The organism is Aeribacillus sp. FSL K6-1305 (genome assembly GCF_038050115.1).
Lineage (GTDB): Bacteria > Bacillota > Bacilli > Bacillales > Aeribacillaceae > Aeribacillus > Aeribacillus composti.
On the sequence record NZ_JBBOQV010000002.1, the window covers coordinates 1629813 to 1655357 of the forward strand.

General features: G+C 38.3%; 24 protein-coding genes, 2 pseudogenes and 1 other annotated feature. Of the genes and pseudogenes, 20 read left to right on the forward strand and 6 right to left on the reverse strand.

Features of this window, described 5'->3' with window-relative positions; genetic code table 11:
• The first annotated feature begins 390 nt into the window (after nucleotides 1-390).
• The 6 genes and pseudogenes from NST97_RS17790 (at nucleotide 391) to NST97_RS19395 (ending at nucleotide 7650) form a co-directional block, all read left to right on the forward strand.
• Nucleotides 391-1542, forward strand: a complete 1152-nt coding sequence (locus NST97_RS17790; protein ID WP_063386583.1) for a diglucosyl diacylglycerol synthase — start codon at nucleotides 391-393, stop codon at nucleotides 1540-1542.
• An 89-nt stretch (nucleotides 1543-1631) separates the two neighbouring features.
• Nucleotides 1632-1852: a binding site (T-box leader), on the forward strand.
• 67 nt (nucleotides 1853-1919) lie between these two features.
• The gene (gene leuS, locus NST97_RS17795) at nucleotides 1920-4334 is read left to right on the forward strand and encodes a leucine--tRNA ligase (RefSeq protein WP_094245290.1); all 2415 of its coding nucleotides are present in this window, start codon (nucleotides 1920-1922) and stop codon (nucleotides 4332-4334) included.
• 30 nt (nucleotides 4335-4364) lie between these two features.
• The gene (locus tag NST97_RS17800) at nucleotides 4365-4685 is read left to right on the forward strand and encodes a rhodanese-like domain-containing protein (RefSeq protein WP_063386585.1); all 321 of its coding nucleotides are present in this window, start codon (nucleotides 4365-4367) and stop codon (nucleotides 4683-4685) included.
• Nucleotides 4686-4898: 213 nt separating this feature from the next.
• Nucleotides 4899-5084: a sporulation protein Cse60 gene (locus tag NST97_RS17805; protein WP_063386586.1), complete on the forward strand. Its 186-nt coding sequence runs from the start codon at nucleotides 4899-4901 to the stop codon at nucleotides 5082-5084.
• Nucleotides 5085-5599: 515 nt separating this feature from the next.
• Nucleotides 5600-6157, forward strand: a pseudogene (locus NST97_RS17810) (NAD(P)-binding protein); the annotation flags it as partial.
• A 1304-nt stretch (nucleotides 6158-7461) separates the two neighbouring features.
• Entirely contained in the window at nucleotides 7462-7650 is a 189-nt protein-coding gene (locus NST97_RS19395) for an IS3 family transposase (protein ID WP_445684609.1), read from the forward strand.
• A 43-nt stretch (nucleotides 7651-7693) separates the two neighbouring features.
• On the opposite strand, the gene NST97_RS17815 is transcribed toward NST97_RS19395, so the two are convergent.
• Nucleotides 7694-8968, reverse strand: coding sequence for a BaiN/RdsA family NAD(P)/FAD-dependent oxidoreductase (locus tag NST97_RS17815; protein ID WP_341343525.1), 1275 nt, complete (start codon nucleotides 8966-8968; stop codon nucleotides 7694-7696).
• A 208-nt stretch (nucleotides 8969-9176) separates the two neighbouring features.
• On the opposite strand from NST97_RS17815, the gene NST97_RS17820 reads away from it, so the two are divergent.
• Both NST97_RS17820 and NST97_RS17825 read left to right on the forward strand, forming a co-directional pair.
• A complete protein-coding gene (locus tag NST97_RS17820; RefSeq protein WP_341343526.1) occupies nucleotides 9177-10790 on the forward strand; it encodes a putative polysaccharide biosynthesis protein in 1614 nt (537 codons plus the stop codon).
• A 5-nt stretch (nucleotides 10791-10795) separates the two neighbouring features.
• A complete protein-coding gene (locus NST97_RS17825; RefSeq protein ID WP_341343527.1) occupies nucleotides 10796-11542 on the forward strand; it encodes a pseudouridine synthase in 747 nt (248 codons plus the stop codon).
• Nucleotides 11543-11721: 179 nt separating this feature from the next.
• Here NST97_RS17825 and NST97_RS17830 read toward each other — a convergent pair whose 3' ends face one another.
• Nucleotides 11722-11943, reverse strand: a complete 222-nt coding sequence (locus NST97_RS17830; RefSeq protein ID WP_063386591.1) for a DeoR family transcriptional regulator — start codon at nucleotides 11941-11943, stop codon at nucleotides 11722-11724.
• Between the two features lie 778 nt (nucleotides 11944-12721).
• Here NST97_RS17830 and NST97_RS17835 point away from each other — a divergent pair.
• From NST97_RS17835 to NST97_RS17850, 4 genes are all read left to right on the forward strand, one after another.
• Nucleotides 12722-13117 carry a hypothetical protein gene (locus NST97_RS17835; protein WP_339211097.1) on the forward strand — a complete coding sequence of 132 codons (396 nt, stop codon included), beginning with the start codon at nucleotides 12722-12724 and terminating at the stop codon, nucleotides 13115-13117.
• A 508-nt stretch (nucleotides 13118-13625) separates the two neighbouring features.
• Nucleotides 13626-14393, forward strand: coding sequence for a trypsin-like serine peptidase (locus tag NST97_RS17840; RefSeq protein WP_339211099.1), 768 nt, complete (start codon nucleotides 13626-13628; stop codon nucleotides 14391-14393).
• 144 nt (nucleotides 14394-14537) lie between these two features.
• Complete coding sequence (locus tag NST97_RS17845; RefSeq protein ID WP_339211101.1) at nucleotides 14538-14714, forward strand: Na+/H+ antiporter NhaC family protein; 177 nt, start codon at nucleotides 14538-14540, stop codon at nucleotides 14712-14714.
• Between the two features lie 77 nt (nucleotides 14715-14791).
• Entirely contained in the window at nucleotides 14792-15136 is a 345-nt protein-coding gene (locus NST97_RS17850) for a Na+/H+ antiporter NhaC family protein (RefSeq protein WP_339211102.1), read from the forward strand.
• 418 nt (nucleotides 15137-15554) lie between these two features.
• On the opposite strand, the gene NST97_RS17855 is transcribed toward NST97_RS17850, so the two are convergent.
• The gene (locus tag NST97_RS17855; protein WP_339211105.1) at nucleotides 15555-16856 is read right to left on the reverse strand and encodes an NCS2 family permease; all 1302 of its coding nucleotides are present in this window, start codon (nucleotides 16854-16856) and stop codon (nucleotides 15555-15557) included.
• 472 nt (nucleotides 16857-17328) lie between these two features.
• Between NST97_RS17855 and NST97_RS17860 the strand changes: the two are divergent.
• The 7 genes and pseudogenes from NST97_RS17860 (at nucleotide 17329) to NST97_RS17890 (ending at nucleotide 22459) form a co-directional block, all read left to right on the forward strand.
• Nucleotides 17329-17887, forward strand: a pseudogene (locus NST97_RS17860) (NAD(P)H-dependent oxidoreductase).
• A 171-nt stretch (nucleotides 17888-18058) separates the two neighbouring features.
• A complete protein-coding gene (locus tag NST97_RS17865; RefSeq protein ID WP_339211107.1) occupies nucleotides 18059-18835 on the forward strand; it encodes a hypothetical protein in 777 nt (258 codons plus the stop codon).
• 3 nt (nucleotides 18836-18838) lie between these two features.
• A complete protein-coding gene (locus tag NST97_RS17870) occupies nucleotides 18839-19219 on the forward strand; it encodes a GntR family transcriptional regulator (protein WP_339211108.1) in 381 nt (126 codons plus the stop codon).
• On the forward strand, nucleotides 19216-19905 hold the full coding sequence (locus NST97_RS17875) for an ABC transporter ATP-binding protein (protein ID WP_339211110.1): 690 nt from the start codon (nucleotides 19216-19218) through the stop codon (nucleotides 19903-19905). Before NST97_RS17870 ends, NST97_RS17875 begins: the two co-directional genes overlap by 4 nt.
• 155 nt (nucleotides 19906-20060) lie before the next feature.
• Nucleotides 20061-20969, forward strand: a complete 909-nt coding sequence (locus NST97_RS17880; RefSeq protein WP_341343528.1) for an ABC transporter ATP-binding protein — start codon at nucleotides 20061-20063, stop codon at nucleotides 20967-20969.
• On the forward strand, nucleotides 20969-21709 hold the full coding sequence (locus NST97_RS17885) for an ABC transporter permease (protein ID WP_339211114.1): 741 nt from the start codon (nucleotides 20969-20971) through the stop codon (nucleotides 21707-21709). The genes NST97_RS17880 and NST97_RS17885 overlap by 1 nt, the downstream gene beginning before the upstream one ends.
• Before the next feature lie 12 nt (nucleotides 21710-21721).
• On the forward strand, nucleotides 21722-22459 hold the full coding sequence (locus NST97_RS17890) for an ABC transporter permease (protein ID WP_341343529.1): 738 nt from the start codon (nucleotides 21722-21724) through the stop codon (nucleotides 22457-22459).
• Between the two features lie 355 nt (nucleotides 22460-22814).
• Here NST97_RS17890 and NST97_RS17895 read toward each other — a convergent pair whose 3' ends face one another.
• Nucleotides 22815-23195, reverse strand: a complete 381-nt coding sequence (locus tag NST97_RS17895) for a hypothetical protein (RefSeq protein ID WP_341343530.1) — start codon at nucleotides 23193-23195, stop codon at nucleotides 22815-22817.
• 275 nt (nucleotides 23196-23470) lie between these two features.
• Here NST97_RS17895 and pepV point away from each other — a divergent pair, with 275 nt between their 5' ends.
• Nucleotides 23471-24865 carry a dipeptidase PepV gene (gene pepV / locus NST97_RS17900; RefSeq protein WP_339211119.1) on the forward strand — a complete coding sequence of 465 codons (1395 nt, stop codon included), beginning with the start codon at nucleotides 23471-23473 and terminating at the stop codon, nucleotides 24863-24865.
• A 7-nt stretch (nucleotides 24866-24872) separates the two neighbouring features.
• On the opposite strand, the gene NST97_RS17905 is transcribed toward pepV, so the two are convergent.
• Entirely contained in the window at nucleotides 24873-25187 is a 315-nt protein-coding gene (locus NST97_RS17905; RefSeq protein WP_130157144.1) for a DMT family transporter, read from the reverse strand.
• Nucleotides 25184-25522, reverse strand: a complete 339-nt coding sequence (locus tag NST97_RS17910) for a DMT family transporter (RefSeq protein WP_339194609.1) — start codon at nucleotides 25520-25522, stop codon at nucleotides 25184-25186. The genes NST97_RS17905 and NST97_RS17910 overlap by 4 nt, the downstream gene beginning before the upstream one ends.
• Nucleotides 25523-25545: the final 23 nt, after the last annotated feature.

Below are 25545 nucleotides of genomic sequence, written 5' to 3' on the forward strand. Positions count from 1 at the left end.
AAACTTTGTTCGGAGGGCATATCTTATTCTTCTCGGTGTTATTCATGCAGCTTTGGCTGCCCATTAGCTAGCTAAAAAATCCCCGGAAAAACGGCATAAATTCAATTAAACCAATGCGTATCGGTAAGATTCTTGTATGAACCATGCGAGTAAACGGGCAGAATTATTTTTTGTTGGACATTAAAAAATCCCAATCCATATATTTGTCATTTTAGCTATTGCAACCAACAAAAAACGAAAATTTCCAGTGAAATGTAAATGTAATAAAATAATAAAGGATTCTTAATTTTTTTCTCCTAAAATTATAAAAGGAAATATACATTTAAAGTGAAACTATTTTGATTTTAGTTCGTTCTAATTGTTGAGCTGCTTTAAGTTGAGGTGAATAAAATGTTAAAAGACCCAAAGATATTAATATTAACGGCAAATTACGGAAACGGTCATATCCAAGTTGCTAAAACATTGGAGCAGTCTTTGCATAAGATGGGAATCAACAACGTAAAAGTTTCTGATTTAATTAGCGAGTCTCATCCAATTATGGCGGAAATTACAAGATATTTATATTTGAAAAGTTTTTCCATCGGTAAGCAATTTTATCGGTTATTTTATTATAGTGTGGACAAAATGTCTAACAAACGCATTATGAATTTGTATTTGAAGCTTGGACACCGCAAATTGAATCAGCTAGTAAGGGAGATAAATCCTGACATCATCATTAATACATTTCCTATTTCCGTTGTGCCTGAATATCGCACGCGGACAGGCGTGTTCATCCCGACATTTAATGTGCTGACCGATTTTTGTCTTCACCGAGTATGGGTTCATAAAAACATTGATAAATATTATGTTTCGTGCGACGATGTGAAGGAAAAACTGACAATGCTCAACATCCATCCAGCGCTTGTCAAAGTAACCGGAATTCCTATTCGGCCGCAGTTTGAAGAAAAAATGGAAACGATCGATTTATATAAAAAATACAATTTGGATCCGAACAAGAAAACTTTGTTAATTGCTACAGGCGCTCATGGAGTTTTAAAAAATGTAAAAGATTTGTGTGAATCATTTTTTACACGAGATGACATGCAAATAGTCGTTGTATGCGGAAATAACCAATCGCTGAAAGATGAGCTTGAACCGCTTCAGTATATTCACCCGGATCGAATAAAAGTTTTTGGCTATGTCGAAAGAATCGATGAGCTCTTTCGCATTTGTTCCTGCATGATAACAAAGCCTGGAGGGATTACTCTCAGCGAGGCGGCCGCATTAAAAGTTCCGCTTATTCTCTATAAACCTGTTCCGGGGCAGGAAAGGGAGAATGCCGATTTGTTTGCAGCAAAAGGGGCGGCGGTTGTCATCAATAAGCTTGAAAAAGTTCAAGAGACGGTCAATGATTTATTTAACCACCCTGAAAAAATGGAAAAAATGAAAATGAGCATTGCTGAATTATATAGACCAAACGCTGCTGACACGATCTTGCAGGACATTTTAAATGAAGCAGAAATGCTGCTTGATTCAAGCTTGAAAGGGTCTGTCAATTATTAATTATTAGACTGAAATCCAAATTTTTCGACATTGACTTGCATGAACTCATAAAATTCATTAAAATAACAATATGATAAGTGGATGAAAAAGCAAGAACGGTGAAAAGGATCAGTAGTGGATAAAGGCGTCTAGAGAGTTGACGGAAGGTGAAAGTCAATCGTTGTTTATTCACGAACTCCCCTTTGAGTTGCGGGTGTGAAATGTATTCCGGTACAGACTAATGCCCGACGTGTTTCCACGTTACGGAACAGAGTGAGTGCATTTGCGCTAATTTGGGTGGTACCGCGGGAAATTGTCTCTCGTCCCTTCGTCGTGGGGATGGGAGTTTTTTTATTATTTGACGCTTATACATATATATAGCAAAGGAGGATTTTTACATGTCTTACAACCATCGTGAGATTGAGAAAAAATGGCAAGATTATTGGCTAAAAAACAAAACATTTAAAACAGAGGATGATTCCGATAAACCGAAGTTTTATGCATTGGATATGTTTCCGTATCCTTCGGGAGCTGGTCTTCATGTAGGCCATCCTGAAGGTTATACGGCAACCGACATTTTGGCGCGAATGAAACGGATGCAAGGATACAATGTTCTCCATCCAATGGGATGGGATGCATTTGGACTTCCGGCTGAGCAATATGCTTTAGATACCGGCAACGATCCTGCGGAATTTACGAAAAAAAATATTGATAATTTTCGCAGACAAATTCAATCACTAGGATTTTCCTATGATTGGGATCGGGAAGTAAATACAACTGATCCGGAATATTACAAATGGACGCAATGGATCTTCTTAAAACTTTATGAAAAAGGACTTGCTTACATTGATGAAGTGCCCGTCAACTGGTGCCCGGCACTCGGAACTGTTCTTGCAAATGAAGAGGTCATCGACGGAAAAAGCGAACGGGGAGGACATCCTGTTGAACGCCGTCCGATGAAACAATGGGTGTTAAAAATCACCGAATATGCTGACAGGCTGCTGGAAGATTTAGAAGAGCTTGATTGGCCGGAAAGCATAAAGGAAATGCAGCGAAATTGGATCGGCCGGTCGGAAGGTGCGGAAGTTCATTTTACAGTCGATGGAACTGATAAAACCTTTACTGTTTTTACTACTCGTCCTGATACGCTTTTCGGTGCTACGTATACAGTGCTTGCGCCTGAACATCCGCTTGTGAAAGAAATTACAACCGAGGAACAAAAAGAAGCGGTGGAAGCCTATTTAGATCAAATTAAAAGTAAAAGCGATCTCGAAAGAACGGACTTGGCGAAGGAAAAAACAGGCGTGTTTACCGGAGCCTATGCTGTAAATCCTGCCAATGGAGAAAGATTGCCGATTTGGATTGCCGATTATGTTTTAATGAGCTATGGTACAGGTGCGATCATGGCCGTGCCTGCCCACGATGAACGGGACTATGAATTTGCGAAAAAATTTGACCTGCCGATTAAAGAGGTTGTCGCTGGAGGAAACATCGAACAAGAAGCTTATACAGGAGACGGCGAGCATGTAAATTCCGACTTTTTGAACGGATTGAATAAAGAAGAAGCAATTGAAGCGATGATCAAATGGCTGGAGGAAAACAAAAAAGGACAAAGAAAAGTGACATACCGTCTCCGAGACTGGTTGTTCAGCCGTCAACGTTATTGGGGTGAACCGATTCCGATCATCCATTGGGAAGACGGCACGATCACAGCTGTTCCTGAAGAGGAGCTGCCGTTAGTGCTTCCGGAAACAGATGAAATTAGACCTTCGGGAACCGGTGAGTCACCTTTAGCGAATATTGAGGATTGGGTGAATGTCGTTGACCCGAAAACAGGCAAAAAAGGGCGGCGCGAAACAAACACAATGCCTCAATGGGCGGGAAGCTGCTGGTACTATTTGCGCTATATTGACCCGCACAATTCAGAACAATTAGCTGATCCTGAAAAATTGAAAAAATGGCTGCCTGTGGACATTTATATCGGCGGGGCTGAGCATGCTGTTTTACACTTGCTGTATGCCCGTTTCTGGCATAAATTTTTATACGATATCGGAGTAGTTCCGACGAAAGAACCGTTCCAAAAATTGTTTAACCAAGGAATGATCCTCGGCGAAAACAATGAAAAGATGAGCAAATCAAAAGGAAATGTCGTCAATCCTGATGAAATTGTTGAAAGCCACGGAGCGGATACTCTCCGTTTATATGAAATGTTCATGGGTCCGCTTGATGCATCCATTGCATGGTCAACAAAAGGACTCGACGGTGCAAGAAGATTTTTAGATCGTGTATGGCGGCTGTTTGTAATGGAAAATGGCGAGTTGAATCCGAAAATCGTCGATGAACCGTCTCAAGAGCTTGAACGCATTTATCACCAAACAGTGAAAAAGGTAACGGAGGATTATGAAAATCTGCATTTTAACACAGCTATTTCGCAACTGATGGTATTTATTAATGAAGCTTATAAAGCGACAATTCTTCCGAAAGAATATATGGAAGGCTTTGTAAAGCTTTTATCGCCGGTTGCTCCGCATATTTGCGAAGAGCTTTGGGAAAAACTCGGCCATTCTGAAACGATTGCTTATGAATCGTGGCCGGCATGGGATGAATCAAAGCTTGTCGAAGATGAAGTGGAAATTGTCATTCAAATCAACGGAAAAGTGCGGGCAAAGCTGCTTGTACCAAACGATGCTTCTAAAGAGGAAATGGAAAAAATCGCGATGGATGATGAAAAAATAAAAGAACAGCTTGAAGGCAAAACCGTTCGTAAAGTGATTGCTGTTCCTGGCAAGCTTGTCAACATCGTAGCCAATTAAGCTTGAATATCAATGAAAGGATGGCCATTCATGGTAAAAGAAATCACACCAAATGATCTCAAAACGAAGCTTGAAAACGGCGAAACATTAGACATTATTGATGTCCGCGAGGAAGAAGAAGTAGAAGAAGGCATGATTCCACAAGCAAAACATATTCCGATGGGAGAAATCCCGGACCGCATTGAAGAATTTGATAAAGAAAAGGAATATATTTTCGTCTGCCGCTCAGGAAGAAGAAGTGAAAATGTTTGTTTATATTTACAGGATCTTGGTTTTAATGTCATCAATATGGTTGGCGGAATGCTCGAATGGACAGGGGAAACTAAACCGAAGAGCGAGATAAAAAAATAAGTGGAAAAACCGCGCTTATGTAGGCGCGGTTTTTTCCTTATAAAGGAAGATTAGCGTGGCAAAACAGTAAACCATACCGCATGTAATACCCTCAAAATCCCCATAAAAACTGCCGACATGAGCAAATCTTTTCCCTTTATTAAAAGTGTCATATTTGTACAAGCATAAAAGTATATTGGAAGCAACGAGATAAATAAAGGGAGTGTGAAGAAATTGAGCTATAAAGTCGCCATTTTTGACGAAGAGCATGAAAAAGATTTAGAAGAGGAAGTGAACGCTTTTTTAACTGCGCTTCCAAGTCAAAAATATATCGACATAAAATATCATGTAGCGGTAACATGCGATCAAAAAGGTGAACAAATTTACTGTTTTTCAGCGATGATTATTTACAAAGAATAAGAAGACTTTCACATTAATAATGAAAAGTCTATTATATTTAGTAAGAATGTAAACAGAATTAAACGTGAAGCGCAGGTTGATTGTAATTTTAGAGAATCTTCGTCAATGCATCAATGTTCGCATGCGCTCCAAGCAGTTGCTATGCCCAGTGGATCTTGAAAGCTTATAAGCACTGATCCAGATAGGAAACACTTTATAAATTGTACCTGATGTGAGAAAGTCGAATAAAACTGAAATGATCGCCGTCGTTTTGCAGGATGGAAGACGGACTAACTCATGAAAAAGCTTTTTAAAGCAAGCTTTAGACCCGTTTGAAAATCCTTGTTTATGGGGAATCTAGGTCTTTTTTTATTGGAAAAAAGATTTCAATGCCGTTCCGAAGCGACCGCACGAAAAAAAGGATGACCAATTTTTTTAAGTTATCCTAGAACCTTTTGAAAGGAAAAAAAGCTTCGCATCAACCAGAAATTGTAAGCGCTAAGACAAAAAAGGGTGATCATATGTACTACAGTGCGATGTTGAATATAAAAGGAAAAAAGACAGTCGTTGTCGGAGGAGGGAAGGTAGCGGAAAGAAAAATAAAAGCTTTGCTCGATGCATGTGCTGATATAACGGTTGTCAGTCCCGATCTATCAGATCATCTTTTTCGAATGCATCAAGAAAAAAAAATATCGTGGAAACAAAAAACGTTTGAAAAAGACGATGTAAACGGTGCGTTTCTAGTCATTGCGGCAACGAATGAAAGGGAAGTTAATGAGCAGGTCTACCAGTCATGTGAAGCACATCAGCTGATCAATGTGGTGGATGCACCTGAAAAAAGCAATATCATTATGCCGGCAACATTTAAAAGGGGCGATTTAATCATCAGTGTATCAACGAGCGGGAAAGTTCCGGGGCTCGCCAGAAAATTAAAAAATAATTTGGCAGAGCAGTTTGATGAACATTTTGCTGACTATGTTGAATTTTTAAAGGAAGGTCGAAAACGTGTCTTAGAAGAAATCAACGACCCAGAGCAAAAAAGGATGGTTTTACATCAATTATTAGACAAGAGCTTTTTAGAAGCTTCAAATGAAGAACGGTATAAGCAGCTGGAAATGCTTTTGAATGCGAACAGGTCTAGCGAATAGCTAAACCGGATCGTGGGATGAACGATTTGTGCAAAAAAAGAGGCGCCCCCAAAAGTCAGCTGCCCAGTTCATAAAAAACGTTCTTTCTGCAAAATTGGGCTTGTCACCTCACATTTTACTAGATAGGACGTTTTTTTGTGTGTCTTTTAAAAAAAAGAGTAAGTTATCCTGACTTTTTAGACAGACCCATCAATTTATGCGCTTTGAATGAAAAAGGTAAGGTTTAAAAATGCAATTTGATACTATGCCATCCAAAACATTCCATTTAATACCATGACATTAAATGCGGATTAATTAGGTTCTTTAGTTATAACTGTTATTGTCACTAAAACTAAGATGGAAATTATAAATAAACCAATTGTAATAAAGGTATCTTTGAATAAAAAACTAGTGAATGCAGTCCATAATAATATTCCTATTGATAGAACTAACATTGGTTTAAAATTTTTAATCTTAACTAAATAATACAAAAGGAAAAATATCGGATATGTGTATCCAAGGAAAATTAGGGCATTTATTCTATCAGTCTGTATAGATAAATCAAAAGATGTGATTAACATAAAAATCGGAATACTAAACACTGCTAATAATACGGATTTGTTACTATTCATTAGAATTATCCTCTTTTCATATTAAAATATACCATTATTATACTATTTTGAGACAAAAAATGTTAAATATGTATTTTTTTGATATTATACTATTGTATTTAAAAATATAAGAGGAGGGAGATGAAATGAAGTTCAAAGTAATCTCTTTACTGACCATTTACTTTTTTTACTTCTCGGAACTGTATTACCTCACTTTGCCTCTGCTTCTACTTCTACTCAAAATCAGGGTTAACATGAACAGAACTCTCATCAACGTTTTTAAAATAACGCTTTTTCTCTTTACGAATGACAGATTGTATCCATCTAACCCCAACATGCACAGATAACATTTTAAATCGTGAATTTACAGCCAGTAAACCGAATGAAAAATGGATAACGAATGTGATAGAACTAAAATATGGTTCTTCAAAGAAAGCTTATTTAAGTGCTATTTTAGACCTTTGGGTTCTATTGTTAGCTATGTATTTAGCAATCTAATAATAATAAGCTAGTGTTTTACACGTTAGTCAAAGAAATTCCTTCTATTTGTGGTAAACATTATTTACTATATAGTGATCGAGGATTTCAATTTACTTCACATGGATTTAAAGGAAGGATTGATCAAGTAGGGTTAACACATAATATGTCTCGTGTTGGACGATGTATAAATGGTCCAATGGCATCCTTTTGGGGAACAGTAAATGTGAAAAATATTATTTACATAAGTACGATACATTTGAAGAGCTAAAGAATGCGATTGACGAATACATCCAATTTTACAATTACCATCTTTATCAAGAAAAATTAAACGGTCTCAGTCCTTTGGAATATAGAGCCAAGACCCCTTAGATCAACTTTTATTATTTCCACTGACTACTTGACAGGAGGCAGTTCAACTTATCGGTTCGCTCTTTTCCACGTAACGGCTTGCGTGCAAGCCTGCCAACCGTCCTGTTACGAGCGCAGCCGTGATGTTGTAGCCGCCCGTGTAGCCGTGAATATCCAATATTTCGCCGCAAAAATAAAGACCGTTCATTAGTTTAGAGGCCATCGTCTTTGGATCGATTTCCTTTATAGAAACGCCTCCTCCGGTCACAAACGCTTTTTCGATTGGGAGCGTGCCGTTTGCTTCGAACCGGAAATCTTTCACTAAGCGGACAAATTGGCGCAGCTTATCTTTTGAAAGTTGGGAGAATGTCATCGAATGGTCAATTTCGGATTCTTCCAGCAAAAATAGCAAATATCGTTCAGGCAGAAGACCTTTTAACACATTTTTAACAGCCTTTTTCGGTTCGTCTTTCAAATTCAGCCAAATATGCTGAAAAAGATTTTCTTCGTTTTCAGTAGGAAAAGCGTCAATCGACAATGTCACCGTTTTTTCTTTTTTCAATTGTTTTACGACAAATTGGCTGCATCTTAGTGCAGCAGGACCTGATAAGCCGAAATGGGTAAAAATAAAATCCATTTTGTGTGTAATAATCGGTCTGCCCTTTTGATTCAAAACAGTTAAAGCGGCATCCCTTAATGACAGGCCTTGCAATTGTTTTGTTCGGATAAACGGTTCATTCGAAGTAATCGGCACTTCAGTTGGGAATAATTCCGTCACAGTATGACCGGCTTTTTTTGCCCACACATATCCGTCTCCAGTACTTCCTGTATGGGGAACAGATTTTCCTCCGACAGCAACGACAACAGCTTTGGCAGGAATAAAGGTTTTATTTTTCAACCAGATTCCTTTTACTCTGCTTTCACTATATTCGATGTTTTCAACCGGATGATTTGTTTTAATTGTAACGTTCAGCCTTTTTAGTTCGGAAAGCAGCGCATTGACTACGTCTTGAGCTCTGTTTGATACTGGAAAGATCCGGCCATGGTCTTCCTCTTTTAAACGAACTCCGAGGTTTTCGAAAAAGCGTATAATGTCTTCATTATTAAATTGCGAAAAAGCGCCATATAAAAATCGACCGTTGCCAGGAATATTTTTGATAATTTCTTCAATGGATCGGCGATTTGTTACATTGCACCGCCCTCCACCGGAGATCGCCAGCTTTCTTCCTAATTTTTCTCCTTTATCGATCAACAGCACGTTCGCCCCGTTTTCAGCGGCGGCGATGGCGGCCATCAAACCAGATGGTCCTCCTCCAATCACTGCTACATCATAATTCATATTGTCACAACCTTTAAGAAGTTAATGTTGCTTGTCCAATTTTTTCGTACTTTTAGATTGATCCTCAGTTTCGTCTACATCCTAGTCTTATATCATTATAAAAAGATGAATTTTTGAATTCAATGAGTGATGACTATATCTTAGTTCCTAGTGATTATGGTAAAATATTATAGTTGAAAATTTTGTAGGAAACAATGGTGAGCAAAACATGTCGGATAAATTATTAAGAGGGACGTTTATTTTAACATTAGGTACATATATTTCAAGGATTTTAGGAATGATTTACGTCATTCCGTTTTTCGCGTTAGTTGGAGAAACGGGAAGTGCTTTGTATCAATATGGATATGTACCGTATACGATTTTTTTAAGCATTGCGACAATGGGATTTCCTATGGCCATTTCAAAATTTGTCGCAAAATATAATTCCATTGGTGATTACGAGACAAGCCGCAGAATGTTTCGCTCTGGGATGCTGTTTATGCTTCTAGGAGGAATTTTCACTTGTTTCATTTTATTTGTGACTGCTCCTTTCTTTGCGGAACACCAGCTTGGCCAACAGGAGCTGCAAGGTGTGACAGTTGAGGATGTCACATATGTTATACGAATGGTCAGCCTTGCGCTTATAGTTGTTCCGATTATGAGTTTAATACGAGGTTTTTTTCAAGGGCATCAGTCGATGGGGCCGACGTCCGTGTCCCAAGTGATCGAACAGATAGTGCGCATCATTTTTTTGCTTGCTTCCAGCTATATCATTTTAAAAGTTATACATGGCGATATCATTACAGCGGTCGGTTATGCGACATTTGCCGCCTTTGTTGGCGCCATCGGCGGGCTGTTCGTCCTTTTTTTGTATTGGATGAAAAGAAAAAATTCCTTATTGGCGATGCAGGAGAACAAAATTGAACCGTCCGGCATTTCCACGAAGCAAATGTTTCTCGAGGTGTTCAGGTATGCCGGTCCGTTTGTATTTGTAGGACTAGCTATTCCTTTATATCAATTTGTCGATTCTTTTACGTTTAATAAAGCTATGATTCAGGCGGGAGAAGGCGAAAGAGCGCAAGAATTATATGCCATGGTCAATTTTTTAGTGAATAAAATTGTCATGATTCCTGTTTCTTTAGCAACCGCTTTTGGCTTAACGCTCGTGCCGGCCATTACAAATGCGTTCACGAATCAAAACTTTCCGTTTGTTAGAAGACAAATTGACCAAGCGTTTCAAACATTAATGTTTCTCGTTCTCCCTGCATCCATTGGGATCATTATTCTTTCCGGACCAATCTACATGTTTTTTTATAATGACAATGAAACAGGTGCAAGCATTTTAGCTGCCTATGCACCGATCGCTTTGCTTTTTTCTTATTTCACTGTTTCAGCCGCCATTTTGCAGGGGATTAACAAGCAAAAATTGGCTGTCATCAGCCTTGCATTCGGTCTTCTGCTAAAAATTTGTTTAAACAGCTGGCTTATCACGCAGTTTGGTGCATACGGTTCGATTATGGCAACTGCGATCGGGTTTCTTGGCTCGCTCATATACGGATTTATGATGATTCGCCGTCATACACGCTACTCGTATAAAAGATTTTGGAAAAGAACAATATTTACGGGAATTTTGGTCATCTGTATGTCAATTGTCGTTGTAGCGTTTTCCTCTCTCTTCACTGTCTTTTTTGATTATCATGCAAGTAAAACAAATGCCGCCATCATGGTTGGAATTGCTGCATTATTAGGAGCAGGCTCGTATTTTTGGCTGGCTAAGCAATCAGGATTCCTAAAAGTTATTTTTGGAACTAGATTTTTAAGTAAGAGGAAGGAAAGGGGGTAGATAATATGCGTATTGATAAACTATTAGCACACGCTGGCTACGGCAGCAGGAAAGAAGTAAAAAAGCTGCTAAAGGAACGGGTCGTCCATGTGAATGGAGAAGTGGTGACGGATCCGAAAACAAATGTCGACCCGAATAAACAAGAAATCATCATTAACGGTGAACAGGTGTTGTACAAAGAACATGTTTATTTCATGATGAACAAGCCAGCTGGTTTTTTATCTGCTACAGAAGACAACGTCCAAAAGACTGTGGTCGATTTGCTTGATCCGGAAGATCTTCGCTATAATCCCTTTCCTGTCGGCAGGCTTGACAAAGATACCGAAGGGCTATTGCTGTTAACATCGGACGGACAGCTTGCCCATCAATTAACATCGCCCAAGAAAAATGTTCCTAAAAAATATTTTGCGGAAGTTATTGGTCTAGTGGCAGAGAAAGATGTCGAGCGGTTCAAAGCAGGTGTAAAACTTGATGACGGTTATGTTACAAAGCCTGCCTTGCTTGAAATTATTAAGGCAGACGACATTTCTGAAGTTTTTGTCACCATAACGGAGGGTAAATACCATCAAATTAAGCGGATGTTTTCTGCTGTCGGAAAAAAAGTGAAATATTTAAAACGAATCCAAATGGGAACGCTTGAACTAGATCAAACATTGCAAACAGGGGAATATCGAGAACTGACAAAAGAAGAATTAGAACAACTGCGATCGATTCAAGGGCAGCCGGGCGATTCAGCCGATTTTCCTTTGTAGTTTGAAAAACGTTCAAATTGAACTTCCGTTTTTTAAAAAGGCGGACAAACTGGCGCCGAAAAAGGTGGAAATTGCTTGCAACAGCAGACAAAAAGGGGCTGAGACCAAAAGTTATGTAACTTTTGGATCAGCCCCATATATGTATGTGAACGAATAACCAAATTTTCTTTTTTTAGCAGCTAGGATGACATCTTGACCTTCTTGTTAGTTGTTGCCCATTTTCCTCTTGCAGGACTGTGCACTAAATCGTTATATGCTAACACGTTTAAATCCCTCTGAATCGTTCTGGGGGTAATACCAAATTCATCGACAAGCTCTTGAGTTGTTACTGTACCCCTTTCATGAATGAACATGTAGACGGATTTGATTCGGGTTAGCATACGGTTTGTTGAAGGTTTCAAAAAACCACTCCCTATCATTTAATGCATCGAAATCACAAACCTACATACTCTTCAATGTCCATGCATTAGATGTCAAACTCCTAAAGTGGTACAATTCCATTATACACAATTTACATGTAAACTTTCCAGTGTGTTCATAAAATTCACATAATATTTACAATACTTACCTCTCATAGGCCGATTTAACAGCTTGAACTAACCCCAGTCGAATAGACAAATAGTGAAGTGATGATTCCTTCAATTGGTAAAAAAGGTTCCATTGGTGATTAGATTTTCAAAAGTTCACAAATTATCTTTGTCTAAGCAATAACAGATGCAAATAAAAAACGTTGTATGAACAAAGGCAAATTTTTGCTGTCAAAATTGATGATCATAAAAAAGATGAAAGGAACTGACCTGAAATGTTAGAAATCTTATGCATAAAAATACTTCAATGATGATATATTTCATTTTACTACTTAGATAACATTTACAGTAAGCGTCAAATAAAATGTAACACCGTTGTCTAGGAAAAATGTGCGTTTGGCATAGAAGAACGAACACGATAAGCCTTGTTAAGATGGTGAAACTTTCTCGAAGAATCTCGATACGTGTTACGACATAAGTAAAGATTTTTATTGAGATAGGAGGATATGGATAAAGAGATAAATTGGCAGTATTAATGTTGTACTATTGGGAAAATCAATTAAAAATATTTACATTATTGGTATTATATGTTATAATTTCGGATAAAAATAATATAGAATTTTTAAAATTTTAAAAAGAAAGGGGGGAGAAAATGAAAATTATGAAATCGAAAGTGTTACCTGCAGTAATAAGTCTTAGTATATTAATCTTAGGAATTGGACCAATAGGAGCATCGGCAGCTACTCATAGTAAGACAACTAAAATAGCAACATCTAAAGTAGTGAAAGATTCAGTCGATGAAGAAGCTAAATTAAAAGTTCTTGCATCAATATTAAGAGCAGGTGGATGGGTACTTGAGAAAGCTCTCGCACCTTTAAGCAAATCAGCAGCTAATAAAATAAAAAAATATCGATTAAAAATAGCCGATGGACTGGAAAAAGCAGAAAAAACAACAGAAAGCGGAATATCTAAAGGTCTTCAAAAAGCTGGTATACCAGAAGATGTTGCAGATGATATTGCTAAAATTATCGTTTCATTTCTATTATAAACTTAAGAAATAAGGAGGGAGCAGAACAGTCAACTGTTCTGCTTTTAATTGTTGACATGAAAAAAGATTTTTTTTTAGTTCCTATATTTATAGTAATTGTTTTAATTATCATTATATGTTTCATAATGGGTTTACAGTATGTAGCGAGTATAATTGTTAGTTTCGAGTTTTTAAGTTTTTATGGGCCAATATTTTTATCTTTGAATGTACTTGCTGGATTTATCTTACTTATTCCTTTAAGTATCTTATTGGAAACTATCGTTAATTATACGGGATTTAATAAATTTGGAGGAATTTTCATCGTTCACATAATCGAGTTATCATTATTTATTTTTTATATGAAAATTACAGTATCACGTATGGATATTGTTAAATTCTATTCTGATACAGAGATAATTTTTTATACAATTATGTATTTTGGTTTTTTGGGAATTGGAAAAATTGGGAAAATGATAGAAAGAGAAGATAAGCAATCCCAAAATACAAATAAGTGAAAGGAATTTATAAAATGAAAAATAGTCGATGTTTTTTTATTTTAAAATTTACTATTCTATTTATTTTACTCTTTGGTAACAATATTAATGCGAGTGCTAATGAAGGAAACATTAATACAATCATTACTCCTTTTTCAATTATTGGGAAAGATGAACGCTCTGAAGTAGTAAATTCAGAAAAAAAACCATACTCATCTATTTCTTTCATATACTCTCTTGACTCAATCTGTACAGGAACGATTGTTGACGATGATAAGGTTTTGACAGCAGCCCATTGTGTATATAATCCAGACACAAAACAGTTTTATAGAAATAGTACAATATATCCAGGAGTAAATAAGGATGAATTTCCTTTTGAGTCTGCAGATTCTATAGAATATATTGTTCCAGAACCATATATTCATTCAGGGAATTCTAAATTTGATTATGCCATTATAAAATTAGATAAACCCATTGGGCAGAACATAGAAAAGTTGGATATTAAAAATATTAAATATACCAAAGGAAAGCCTATTAAAGTAATTGGCTATCCAGTTGATAAACTGGAGGAAACTGGTACAGTCTCGCAATATGAAATGAATGGAAGGGTATTGAGCGAAGATCTCTTTAATCTTTATTATGATATAGATACGACATCAGGGCAATCGGGATCTCCGATTTTAAATAGTAAAAATGAAATTATAGGAATACATATAGGAAGTTACAGAACTAATGGCTTGAATGGAGGAATTAAGGTAAATAAAGTAATGAAAAATTTTATAAATAAGAATTTAGAAAAATAGAAAGGGAATAAAGAAGATTGCAAATAAAGGTACTGTCAAGAATTTTTTGTAAGGTTCTATAGAATATCCTCAGATTATGCTTTATTCAATTACATTTATCTGTTCCCACCAGGAGACTGAATATTCAGTCGCGATGGCTCCATCATGGCTGTTTCAGACATTTTTAGTATCGAGGTTTATGGGTTTTCAAAGGAAACAGGAAATGAAGTCGTTGACAATTTATTGAATAACGGCGGTACAGAAGCAATGATGTATACAGTTTCATTTGTTATGATTGCCATGAGTTTCGGGGGAATTTTAGAAACAAGCGGAGTGCTGTAGATAATCGTCGACTCTTTACTGAAACTGGCAAAATCAACTGGAAGCTTAATTACGGCAACGTTGCTACTTGTGTAACAGTGAATGTCGTTGCCTGTGACCAATATTTATCGATTTTAATTCCGGGAAGAATGTATTTGACTGCTTATAAAAAACGTGGTTTGCATGCAAAAAATCTGTCTAGGACATTGGAAGATGCAGGGACGATGACCTCTCCCCTCGTTCCATGGAACACTTGCGGGGCCTTTATGTCTGCGACTTTGGGAGTGGCTACATTAAGCCATGCACCGTATGCAATTTTGAATATTATCAGTCCGTTGATCGCCATCATTTATGCTTTCGTCGGTTTCAAGATTGAGAAGCTTCCTGCTGAAGAAATGAAAAAAATCGAGTTAGACGAAAAAGGTGTAAATGTACAAGCATAATTGGATCGTTATTTAAAATAAGAAAAGGAACGTTTATGGACGTTTCTTTTCTGTTCTAATCATACCTCATACCGTTACGATCATGATGATTATTTTAACTGTAGAAATAAAGTTTATTCCGCTTATGTGGATCCATGTCCCACAAAATCATCTAATAGGTTCGTTCCAACTGAATAGAGGTCCAGCCCGCATCCAGAACTCTCTCGAATCTTGATACATAGAAAAGCTCTTTTGGTGAACGACGAAACGGTGTTACGCAAAGATTTTCGAATGTTTATACATAGAAAAACTCCCCTTAAGGTAAACAGATTGCTCTACCTTAAGGGGTGCATATCAGCTTAGAGAGGTTATTTCTAATTCAAAACCCGATATCCATTTTTTATTTTTAATAGATTTTCCTTTTGGGAAAGCCTCTTAATTAATGACCTCCCAGGAAAAAGAGCTGGATGAAAAATAGTACGGCGAAAATGTACAAAAATGGATGAACCTCTTTCCATTTTCCTTTCATGACTTTCATGAGAGGATAAGAGATAAATCCGAGCGCAATTCCAGTTGCAATACTTGATGTAAGCGGCATGCTTAAAATAACTAAAAAGGCTGGAAATGCTTCATCAATTTCTTTCCAATTAATTTCGGCAATTGAGCCCATCATTAAGCTTCCAACTATAATTAACGCAGGTGCTGTAATCGCTGAAATGCCGGACACAGCTGCAACGATCGGACTGAAAAATGCAGCAGCTCCAAACAATACGGCAACGGTTAAAGTTGTCAATCCAGTTCTACCGCCAGCAGCTACTCCTGAAGAAGACTCAATGTAAGCACTCGTCGGAGTTGTTCCGAGCATAGCCCCTGCTGTTGCTGCTATTGAGTCAGCTAGAAGGGCTTTGCGTGCGTTCGGCATTTCATCCCCTTTCATTAAACCTGCTTGTTTGGCAACACCGATCATTGTTCCAGTTGTGTCAAAAATGGTGACTAATAAAAAGGAAAAGACGACTGCAAATAGGCCATGTTGAATCACATCCCCAATTGCATCAATCGGGTTGGAGATTATAATGCCTTCCGGCAGTTTTGGAATTGAAACAATTCCTTGGTCAAACGATAATTGTCCGGTAAAAAATGCGATGATACCGGTACAAATCATTCCGATAAAAAGTGCACCATGAACATTCAAGCTCATTAAGATAAGAGTTATAGCAAGGCCGACTAAGGCGAGAACAACGGAAGGGGAATGCAGATCCCCAAGAGTCACTAAATTTTGCGGATGATCGGTGATCAGCCCGGTCATTCTTAGTCCGATAAACGCAATAAATAAGCCGATGCCGGCGGTAATTCCATTTTTTAAATTGCTTGGAATGGCCTCAATTATTTGTTTACGAAACGGAGTTAGCGAAAGAATAATAAATAAGATGCCTGCAAGAAATACTGCTGAAAAGGCGATTTCATAATTAACTTTTTCCGCCCCAACAACAGTATAGGCAAAATATGCGTTCATTCCCATACCCGGGGCGATCGCAATCGGATAATTTGCCGACAGCGCCATCCACAATGTGCCGATGATCGTGGCAACAACTGTCGCTGTAAACACTTGATCAAACGGAACGCCTGCTTCCGATAAGATAATCGGATTGACAACAACGATATATACCATTGTTAAAAAGGTGGTTAAACCGGCAATAATTTCAGTTTTAACATTTGTTCCGTGTTCTTTTAGTTTAAACATATGATACCTCCAATTAAATACGAACATTTTATAAAAACACATATATAATATTCGTTTTTTAACTTTTTTGCAAGAGGGGTGCTGGTATTTTATAATTGAATGTAGGTGATAATGAAATGATGAGCCGTAAAAACATCAGTAAGTACTAAGGTAATATGTCAAGCACTATTTTTTAAGGAATTGGAAATTTTCATCTTACCAAGATGTAAAAAAGCAATTTTTAAGGAGCCCAGTAAAACAAATAACATTTACTGGAAAAAAAGTATCAAGATATATTGGTCAATTCCTTTTCGCCTCAGTTTAGAGGCAACAGCAGTTTCCCCATTCCAAGCGACTTGATTCCCATCTATCACCCGTAAACCATTCAAACGAAATTTGCGTCGCAATATCGATTCAATTGACAATTTGACAACTAAACACTATATCCGCACCATCTAACTATTAAATGATAATTAAGTAGAAAGAGGAATTTATGAAGCTACTACTCGTTATTTATACCCACCCTAATATCAGAGTCTTTGTCATTCTTTTTTGCAAAAAATCATCCAAGGTAGTAGGGAAAACCCGAGCATTCAAGAGGTATTAGATTTATATAAAGAACAATTTGATCCACTACTTGTATTTAATGAAACAAAGCGGAGACGGGATCAGCATCAGGATCCCGCCTTTGAAGCGTATTGAAAGCAAATTCTTTGGGCTGACAAGCTCGTGTTTGTCTATCCAATTTGGTAGGGCCGATCTCCTGCTAGCCTCCTTGGTTACATCGATCAACTATTTGCATCTAACATCGCCTATAGAGACGAAGAAGGACTTGTACTAGAAGAGCTATTAAAAGGAAAGTCAATTGTTTGTGTTTCTATGATGAGAGGCCCGACCTATTATCCTTTCTTTTCCTAAATAACACCCACAAAACATTAATAAGAAAAGCCATTTTTCATTATGTCGGTATCAAACAGGTCAAATTCTTTGAATTCGGGAATATGGAAAGCCCGAAAGGAAAACAAGCAAAAAAGCTCGAAAAAGTTTTTTAAGTGATACCCTAATCTCTTTCCCTTGTCATAATAGACAGGGGTTTTTTTACGTTTCACTAAAGGCTTACGCACAATTCCTTTCATTTAGTTTAAAATTCCCTTGACGGTACCTTTGTATTAGTGTACTATTTTATTAGTACAATGATACACTCAAAGATAGGAGGCATAATAATGACTGCTTGGCTCAATTTAACAAAAAAGGAATTCAGACTAGGACTTCCTGCGTTTATTTTCTCATTGATCGTTCTGATCGGGATCTTCGCCATTAGTACCATAATTGGCCTATCGATTGACTTAATGTGGGAAACGTTAACGATTGGGGCGTTTGCTACGGTTGCTCTTCATGGCTTTTATTTAGCCTATTACATGCTTTACAGCCTGGATGTAGAGCGAAAACGAATGCATTTGTGGCTCCATAACCCGCTGCCGATCGTACAACTCTTATTGGCGAAGCTAGTTTCTGGCCTTTCCTATATGCTCATTACCCTTATCACTGCAGCAATTGTATTATGGCAAGCTTACGTAAACAGCATGGTGTCTATCAATGTAAGTGAATGGCTGACTACTCTTATTTTGTCCGTAATCACCTTATTCACAACAACGTTATTACTAGGGTGTACCTATTTGTTCTTTTGGACGGTCTTTATGACGTTAAGCAAAACGTATAATGATTTTCTTAGTTTTGTGTTGACGTTCTTATTTTTTCTCGTCGTCGTATCACTCTTCAATACAGTTGAAGGCGTATCCTTCTTATTCGATTGGGGGGAGGTTAACAATGAAAGTGTGCTTTCAGGGATTGAGTTTAGCATTTCAAATGAAATCTATAGTTTTGAAATTGAAGAAGCATCAACCGTTTTTTACATCGGTCATTTCGTACGGGATCTCGTATTGGCTAGCTTGCTTTTTGTCGGAGGCAGCTGGATTCTTGATCGGAAAGTTGAGGTATAATCGATGTCTGATATATTCAATTCTGCAGAGCCGATTTATTTACAATTAGCGGAACGTATAAAACGGCAAATCGTCCGTGGTGAATTACAACTTGGTGAAAAGCTCCCCTCAGTACGTGACATGGGACTTGAGGTTAACGTGAATCCGAATACGGTACAGCGAACATACCGTGAACTAGAGGGTTTGAAAATTGTGGAGTCCAAACGGGGTCAAGGAACATTTGTTACAGTCGATGAGCAAGTTCTCCAGGCGATCCGGGAGGAAATGAAGGAAAGGGAAATATCCCGTTTTGTACATGGAATGCGGGAAATGGGGTATTCTGACGACGAAATTAAAGCAGGGCTAGATTCTTATTTGACTAAGAAGGGAGCATCTGAGCGATGATTTTATTTAAACAAGTAACGAAAAAATATCGTCAAAAAGTAGCACTGCATGAAGTGAACTTAAAGCTTACACGGGGAAAAATTATCGGACTGGTCGGTGAAAACGGGAGTGGAAAATCAACGATGTTGAAGTTAATCGCCGGCCTCGCTTATCCGACGAGAGGAGAAGTGCTCGTTAGTGGGAGCAAGGCGAATCGCCGTGTGGCCTCCACAGTCTCCTATTTATCAGAGCTGGATGAGTTTTACCGATTTTATAACGTCGAACAAACGATTGAATTTTATGCTAGTCAATTTCCTGATTTTGATCTGAAAAAGGCCTATGAAATTTTAACATTTATGAAGCTCGATTCGGTAAGCAAGTTGAAAGAGCTGTCAAAAGGAAGCCGCGGTCGATTAAAAATCGTGCTGTCCCTTGCCCGCAACGCCCCAATTATCCTGATGGATGAACCACTTTCAGGATTGGACCCGATGGTACGTCAATCGATCGTCAAAGGACTGATCTCCTTTATCGATCTAGAAAAACAGCTCGTTCTGATCACCACTCATGAGATCCGAGAAGTAGAAAACATCTTAGATGAGGTGATCGCGATAAAAGACGGTAAGATCATTGGCCATCATAACGTGGAGCAACTGCGGGAAGAGCAAAACCTCGGAATAGTCGATTGGATGACAACTATTTATGAATAAGGCATTTCTCTTTTGAGGTGTTTTGCCAAATCAACAATATTAATCTAACTCAATGAAACATTTATCTTGGAATTTTTGTTGAAAAATGGTTGACAATCTAACCATTAGCAGCCTTTTATATATGAATTTTACATGTAAGAAGGAGGAACAAAGTGATGGATGTCATTAATACGAGTCACTTAACGAGGAAATACGGGAAGCAATATGCGGTGAAAAACGTCAATTTAAACGTAAAAGAAGGATCGATTTACGGATTTTTAGGTCCGAATGGAGCAGGAAAAAGCACAACTATTCGTATGCTTCTCGGACTGATCAAACCGACTAAAGGGAGTGTCAAAATATTCGGAAAAGATTTAGCAAAACATCGTATGGAGATTTTAAGTAAAGTCGGGTCGTTAGTGGAGACCCCTTCGTATTACGGTCATTTAACGGGATATGAGAATTTGGAAGCCGCCCGCAGGCTATTAGGTGTACCAGAAAAACGAATAGCTGAAGTACTAAATATCGTCCGACTGACAAAAGCAGCAGATAAAAAGGTTAAGCAATATTCACTAGGAATGAAGCAACGCCTAGGGATTGCAACCGCTTTACTCGTACAACCTAAGCTCCTTATTTTAGATGAGCCGACAAACGGCCTTGATCCAGCAGGGATTCAAGAAATACGTGAACTGATTAAAACGATGCCGAAACAACACAACATGACGATCATCGTTTCAAGCCATTTACTAGGTGAAATTGAACAAATGGCCGATCAAGTAGGCATCATCAATAAAGGCGAATTAATTTTCCAAGATTCCATCAATGTACTAAAAGAGAAAAGTAAACCAGCTTTGCACATTGGCGTCGAACAGGCAGAAAAAGCAGTTGCCTTCCTGAAAGAACAAGGTTACTATGCAAAGCTTGCGGGCACTAGATTAGTCATGGAGGACACAGATCCTGAACTTGTAGGTAAAATCAATTATGCACTTGTTTCCGAAGGGTTCTGGGTGTACAGATTAGAAGAAGTGAAACGATCATTAGAAGATATTTTTATCGAACTTACGGGGGTGGGTGAATCCGTATGATGAGCAAAGTAATAGCTTCCGAAATGGTCAAATACAAGCGGACATGGCTTTGGCTGCTTCCGTTGATCATACCATTCATTATAATTATTGCAAATGCTTTAAATATCTTTTTACGCTTTGACACAATTGTTCAACAAGTAGAACAGGATAGCATGACTATGTGGGACCCAATATGGATCTTTAGCTTTTTCCTCATACTCCTAGCCATTCCCTTAGAAGTAACACTCATCACATCAATCATTGCAAATGTAGAACATCAAGGTAACAGCTGGAAATTTATTTTTTCAATGCCAGTTTCACGATTTCACATATACGTCAACAAATTTGCATGGTCAACGGTCCTCACGATCATTTCAGGATTAATTTTAACAGTAGGAATTGTTTGCTTAGGCATGCTGCTTGGAAATGAATCTTTTCCTTGGACGTATATTCTCGGATTTTCCCTTCTTCCATTCTTGGCTGCTGTTCCACTTATTGCTTTGCAGTTATGGCTAGCGCTTATCTTTCAAAACCAAGCGATCCCGATCACGATTGGATCATTGGGAATTTTACTAGCAATACTTGGGGGCCAGCTGCCGTTAGGAAGATGGTTACCCTGGTCATTTTATGTGCAAGTGCTACCCTCGCCTAACCAGGAGATGGCTAGCTTGCCATGGGACATTGTCGGCACTAGCTTTATCATCGGTTTTATGATTCTTCTGGTTGGATTTATTCATTTTAGAAAAAAAGAATTCGTATAAGGAGGAAGAACTATGTTCTCCAACATTTTATCAGTTGAGCTTTTAAAAACGAAACGGTCGGTTCTTTGGGCTCTAGCCCTTCTCGTCCCAAGTTTATCCATCTTCCTAGGGGTTGGAAATTTCCTTGTTAACGCAAGGGAATTCATCGGTCCAGATGATAATTTATGGGTTGAAGCATGGTCACAAGTTGTAATTTTTTACGGAATGATCTTTCTTCCCACTCTTGTTGGAATCTATGCCGTTACCATATGCAGGTTTGATCATTTAACAGGGGGATGGAAACAAATTTTAAGCTTTCCTATTTCACGCATCAAGCTTTATTTCGCTAAATTATTTATTTTATATTTACTGTTGGCCGTAACCCAGCTATCCTTAGTCGGTCAATATATTTTCATTGGTCACATCGTTGATCTTTCGGGAACGTTTGTATTAAAAGATTTTGTATTATATGGCCTATTTGGCTGGCTAGCTTCTCTGCCGCTCGCTTCATTACAGCTATGGTTGGCCTTTAATTGGAGAAGCTTCGGACTCCCTCTCACGGTAAACATAGCCTTGACGATCCCGGTCTTAATGGTTAGTCAGACTCCGTATGCCTTTTACTATCCGTGGGCTCAGCCCTCGATGATGATGTCTCCAGCCTATGAACTTTTCCGACCTTCCTACGAAGAATTGTTCGCAGTATTTAGCGTATTACTTATTCTTTTTACTACCTTAGGGTTGCTCCACTTTAGAAGAAAAGAATTTGCGTAAGATCGAGTTTTACTTGTGAATATACATTGTTTTCTGCAAGAAAAAAATACAGAGTGTTGTAGTATATCAATATCAAAATTTTGTATAAATATACATATATGCGGTCTAGCCATCAAGGGCTTGACATGGATCCTCTGTAGCCATGATTCTTTAGCCAAGCGCCAGCTTCAATAGTTTTGGCAAAACCAAAAAAGGTTATCATGGCTCCCTCTCCATGTGTTGCCCCATATAACTGCATAAAGATTTTGCAATTCTCTGCACTTTTATCGTTCTTATGCGATCTTGGTGAAAGGAAGAGATTAATTGAGAAAATGAGGATGTAAATATCATTTTTTAACTCCATGTTATCAATTACTCAATTTTTCACCAAAAGAACGTAGACTCCACTTTTATTTTGCAAAAAACACCATTGGTTCTGATCAATGTAGCAGTTATCGATCACAATGTCTTCATGAGCATGGACATGAATCACTTTTGTTGCTACAACCGCAAAGTATGGTGCATAAGCTGGTACCTTCGTATCCATTACCTTTGCTTCGATCTGCAACGGACATTCCAAGATTCGGTCCGGTTGAACAGACACTGATGCTACAGGCGTTAAGCCGCTCCACCCATATTCATTGTTTTCAAATCTGAAACCGAGTTTTTCCTCCTCCTTCGGTACTTTGCGTTTACCTGTGAAGGGGGCTAGTCGTTCTACTTTTTCCCATAGATTAGGATTCGGCAGATTGATCACACATTCAGCTAGCCTTTCCTAATTCTCAATGGCTTTCCCGCCAACCCCTAGGCCTAAAATGATGTGATTACCTAGGGTAAATGAATATTTACCGTTCCATCTTCATTTAACGTCGTAAGTAAAATGACTGGTATGCCGTAATATAAAATACTCGGTTTAATAATCGTCGTCTTCATATGACATATGCGAACATCCACTCCTCTATTTAATGTTTCTATTGAAATCGATAGACATTTCACCTATCATCGAAATATAAAATACAAGGAGCGAACAGAATGAATTGGATGAGGGAAGTTTTGAAGCGGAAGGAAGAAATCATCTCTGATGCCCAAACTTTTTTAAAAATTAAAAGTGTGCTTGATCCTTCAACAATAGGGGAGGGAGCGCCTTTTGGCACTGGGATCAGAAGGGCGTTAGAACATCTTTTGCAAAAAGGGGAAAAAGACGGGTTTCAAGTCAAAAATTTAGACGGATATGCCGGTCATATTGAAATGGGAAAAGGAAAGGAAATCGTCGGCGTCCTCTGCCATGTTGATGTCGTGCCAGAAGGGGACGGCTGGTCATTTGATCCTTACGGCGCAACGATCCATGATGGGAAAATATATGCCCGCGGTGCGTTGGATGATAAAGGGCCGACGATGGCAGTATACTACGCCATGAAAATTGTAAAAGAATTAGGTCTTCCGTTATCTAAGCGGGTGAGAATGATCATTGGCACTGATGAAGAAAGTGACTGGCGCTGTGTCGATCATTACTTTAAGCATGAAGAAATGCCTGACATCGGATTTGCGCCAGATGCTGATTTTCCAATTATTCATGCAGAAAAAGGGATAATCGATGCAGTGTTTTCGGTGAACAGCGTGAATAAACATGCAGCAGGAAAATATGTGTTAAAAAGCTTTTCTTCCGGCAGACGGTTTAACATGGTTCCTGATTTTGCGAAAGCTGTGCTTGGAAATGTCCAAAATTTCTCAGAGGTTGAAAAAAGCTTTAAGCAATTTTTATCAGCATCACAATTAAAAGGTCGAATGTATCAAAATGAAGAAGGTGCAGTCGCCGAGCTTGAAGGGATATCCGCTCATGCGATGGAACCTGATAACGGAAAAAATGCCGGGATTTATTTGGCGAATTTTTTGTCAGCATTGCCGCTGGATGGCGAAGGAAAAGGCTTTGTTGATTGGATTAATCGTTATTTTTATCAAGATACAAGAGGGAAAAAGCTGGATATCTCAACACAAGATGAAGTAAGCGGTGAGTTAACGGTGAATGTCGGAATTATTCATTACGAAAAGGGGAAAGAGAAAACCGTTAGCATTAATATCCGCTATCCTGTAACAAAAAAAGGGAGCGAGATTAAAGAAAAACTAGAAAAAATAGCTGGTTGCCAGCTGATTCACTTTTCCGATTCAGCTCCCCATTACGTAGAACAAAATCATCCGCTTATTCAAACATTGAAAAAAGTGTATGAAGAGCAAACAGGGCAAAAAGCGGAGCTCATCTCCATCGGCGGCGGCACTTATGCCAGATCTCTCAAGGCAGGAATCGCCTTTGGTCCGTTGTTTCCGGGAAGGGAAGATATCGCTCATCAAAAAGACGAATACATTTATATCGAAGACCTGTTAAAAGCGACAGCCATCTACGCTCAAGCGATTTATGAATTAGCCAAATAAGTGTCCTTTAGTCTACTAGCTTCAGCCCAATAACAGAAACGATAATTAAGGCGATAAATGTTATTCTCCATTTGTCTTTCGGTTCATCGAATACATACATGCCGACGAGCGTGCTGCCGACAGTGCCGATACCTGTCCAGACTGCATAGGCAATGCTCATCGGAATTTCATTCATCGAAAGCGATAAAAAATATAAGCTTAAAATAAATCCGCCAATTAGCATAAAGAAGGATGAGAAGCTTGGCGACGAGTTCACTTTTGTTAATCCTGTTACGCCGATGACTTCGCAGCATCCTGCAATAATTAAAAATATCCAGCTCAAGATTTGTCACCTTCTTTTGCTTCCAATTTGCTTGTTTGATATTTCAGCCCGATGATTCCGCAAATTAGCGACAAAATAAATACCATTTTCATCGGGCTGAAATGGGCGTCGAATAAAATAATCTCACATAAAATTGTTCCTAAAGTGCCGAGTCCGACAAATATTGTATATACTGTTCCTGTCGGCAGTTGTTTAGTTAAATAAAGAAGCAGCAAAAAACTTATGCAAATAGAGATCACGGTTAGCATCCATTCCAAAACATTGTCTGAGTGCTTTAAGCCGATGACCCACGCCACTTCAAAAATCGCCGAAACAACGATTAAAAACCAATTCATAAACAAATTCCCCCTTTCCATCA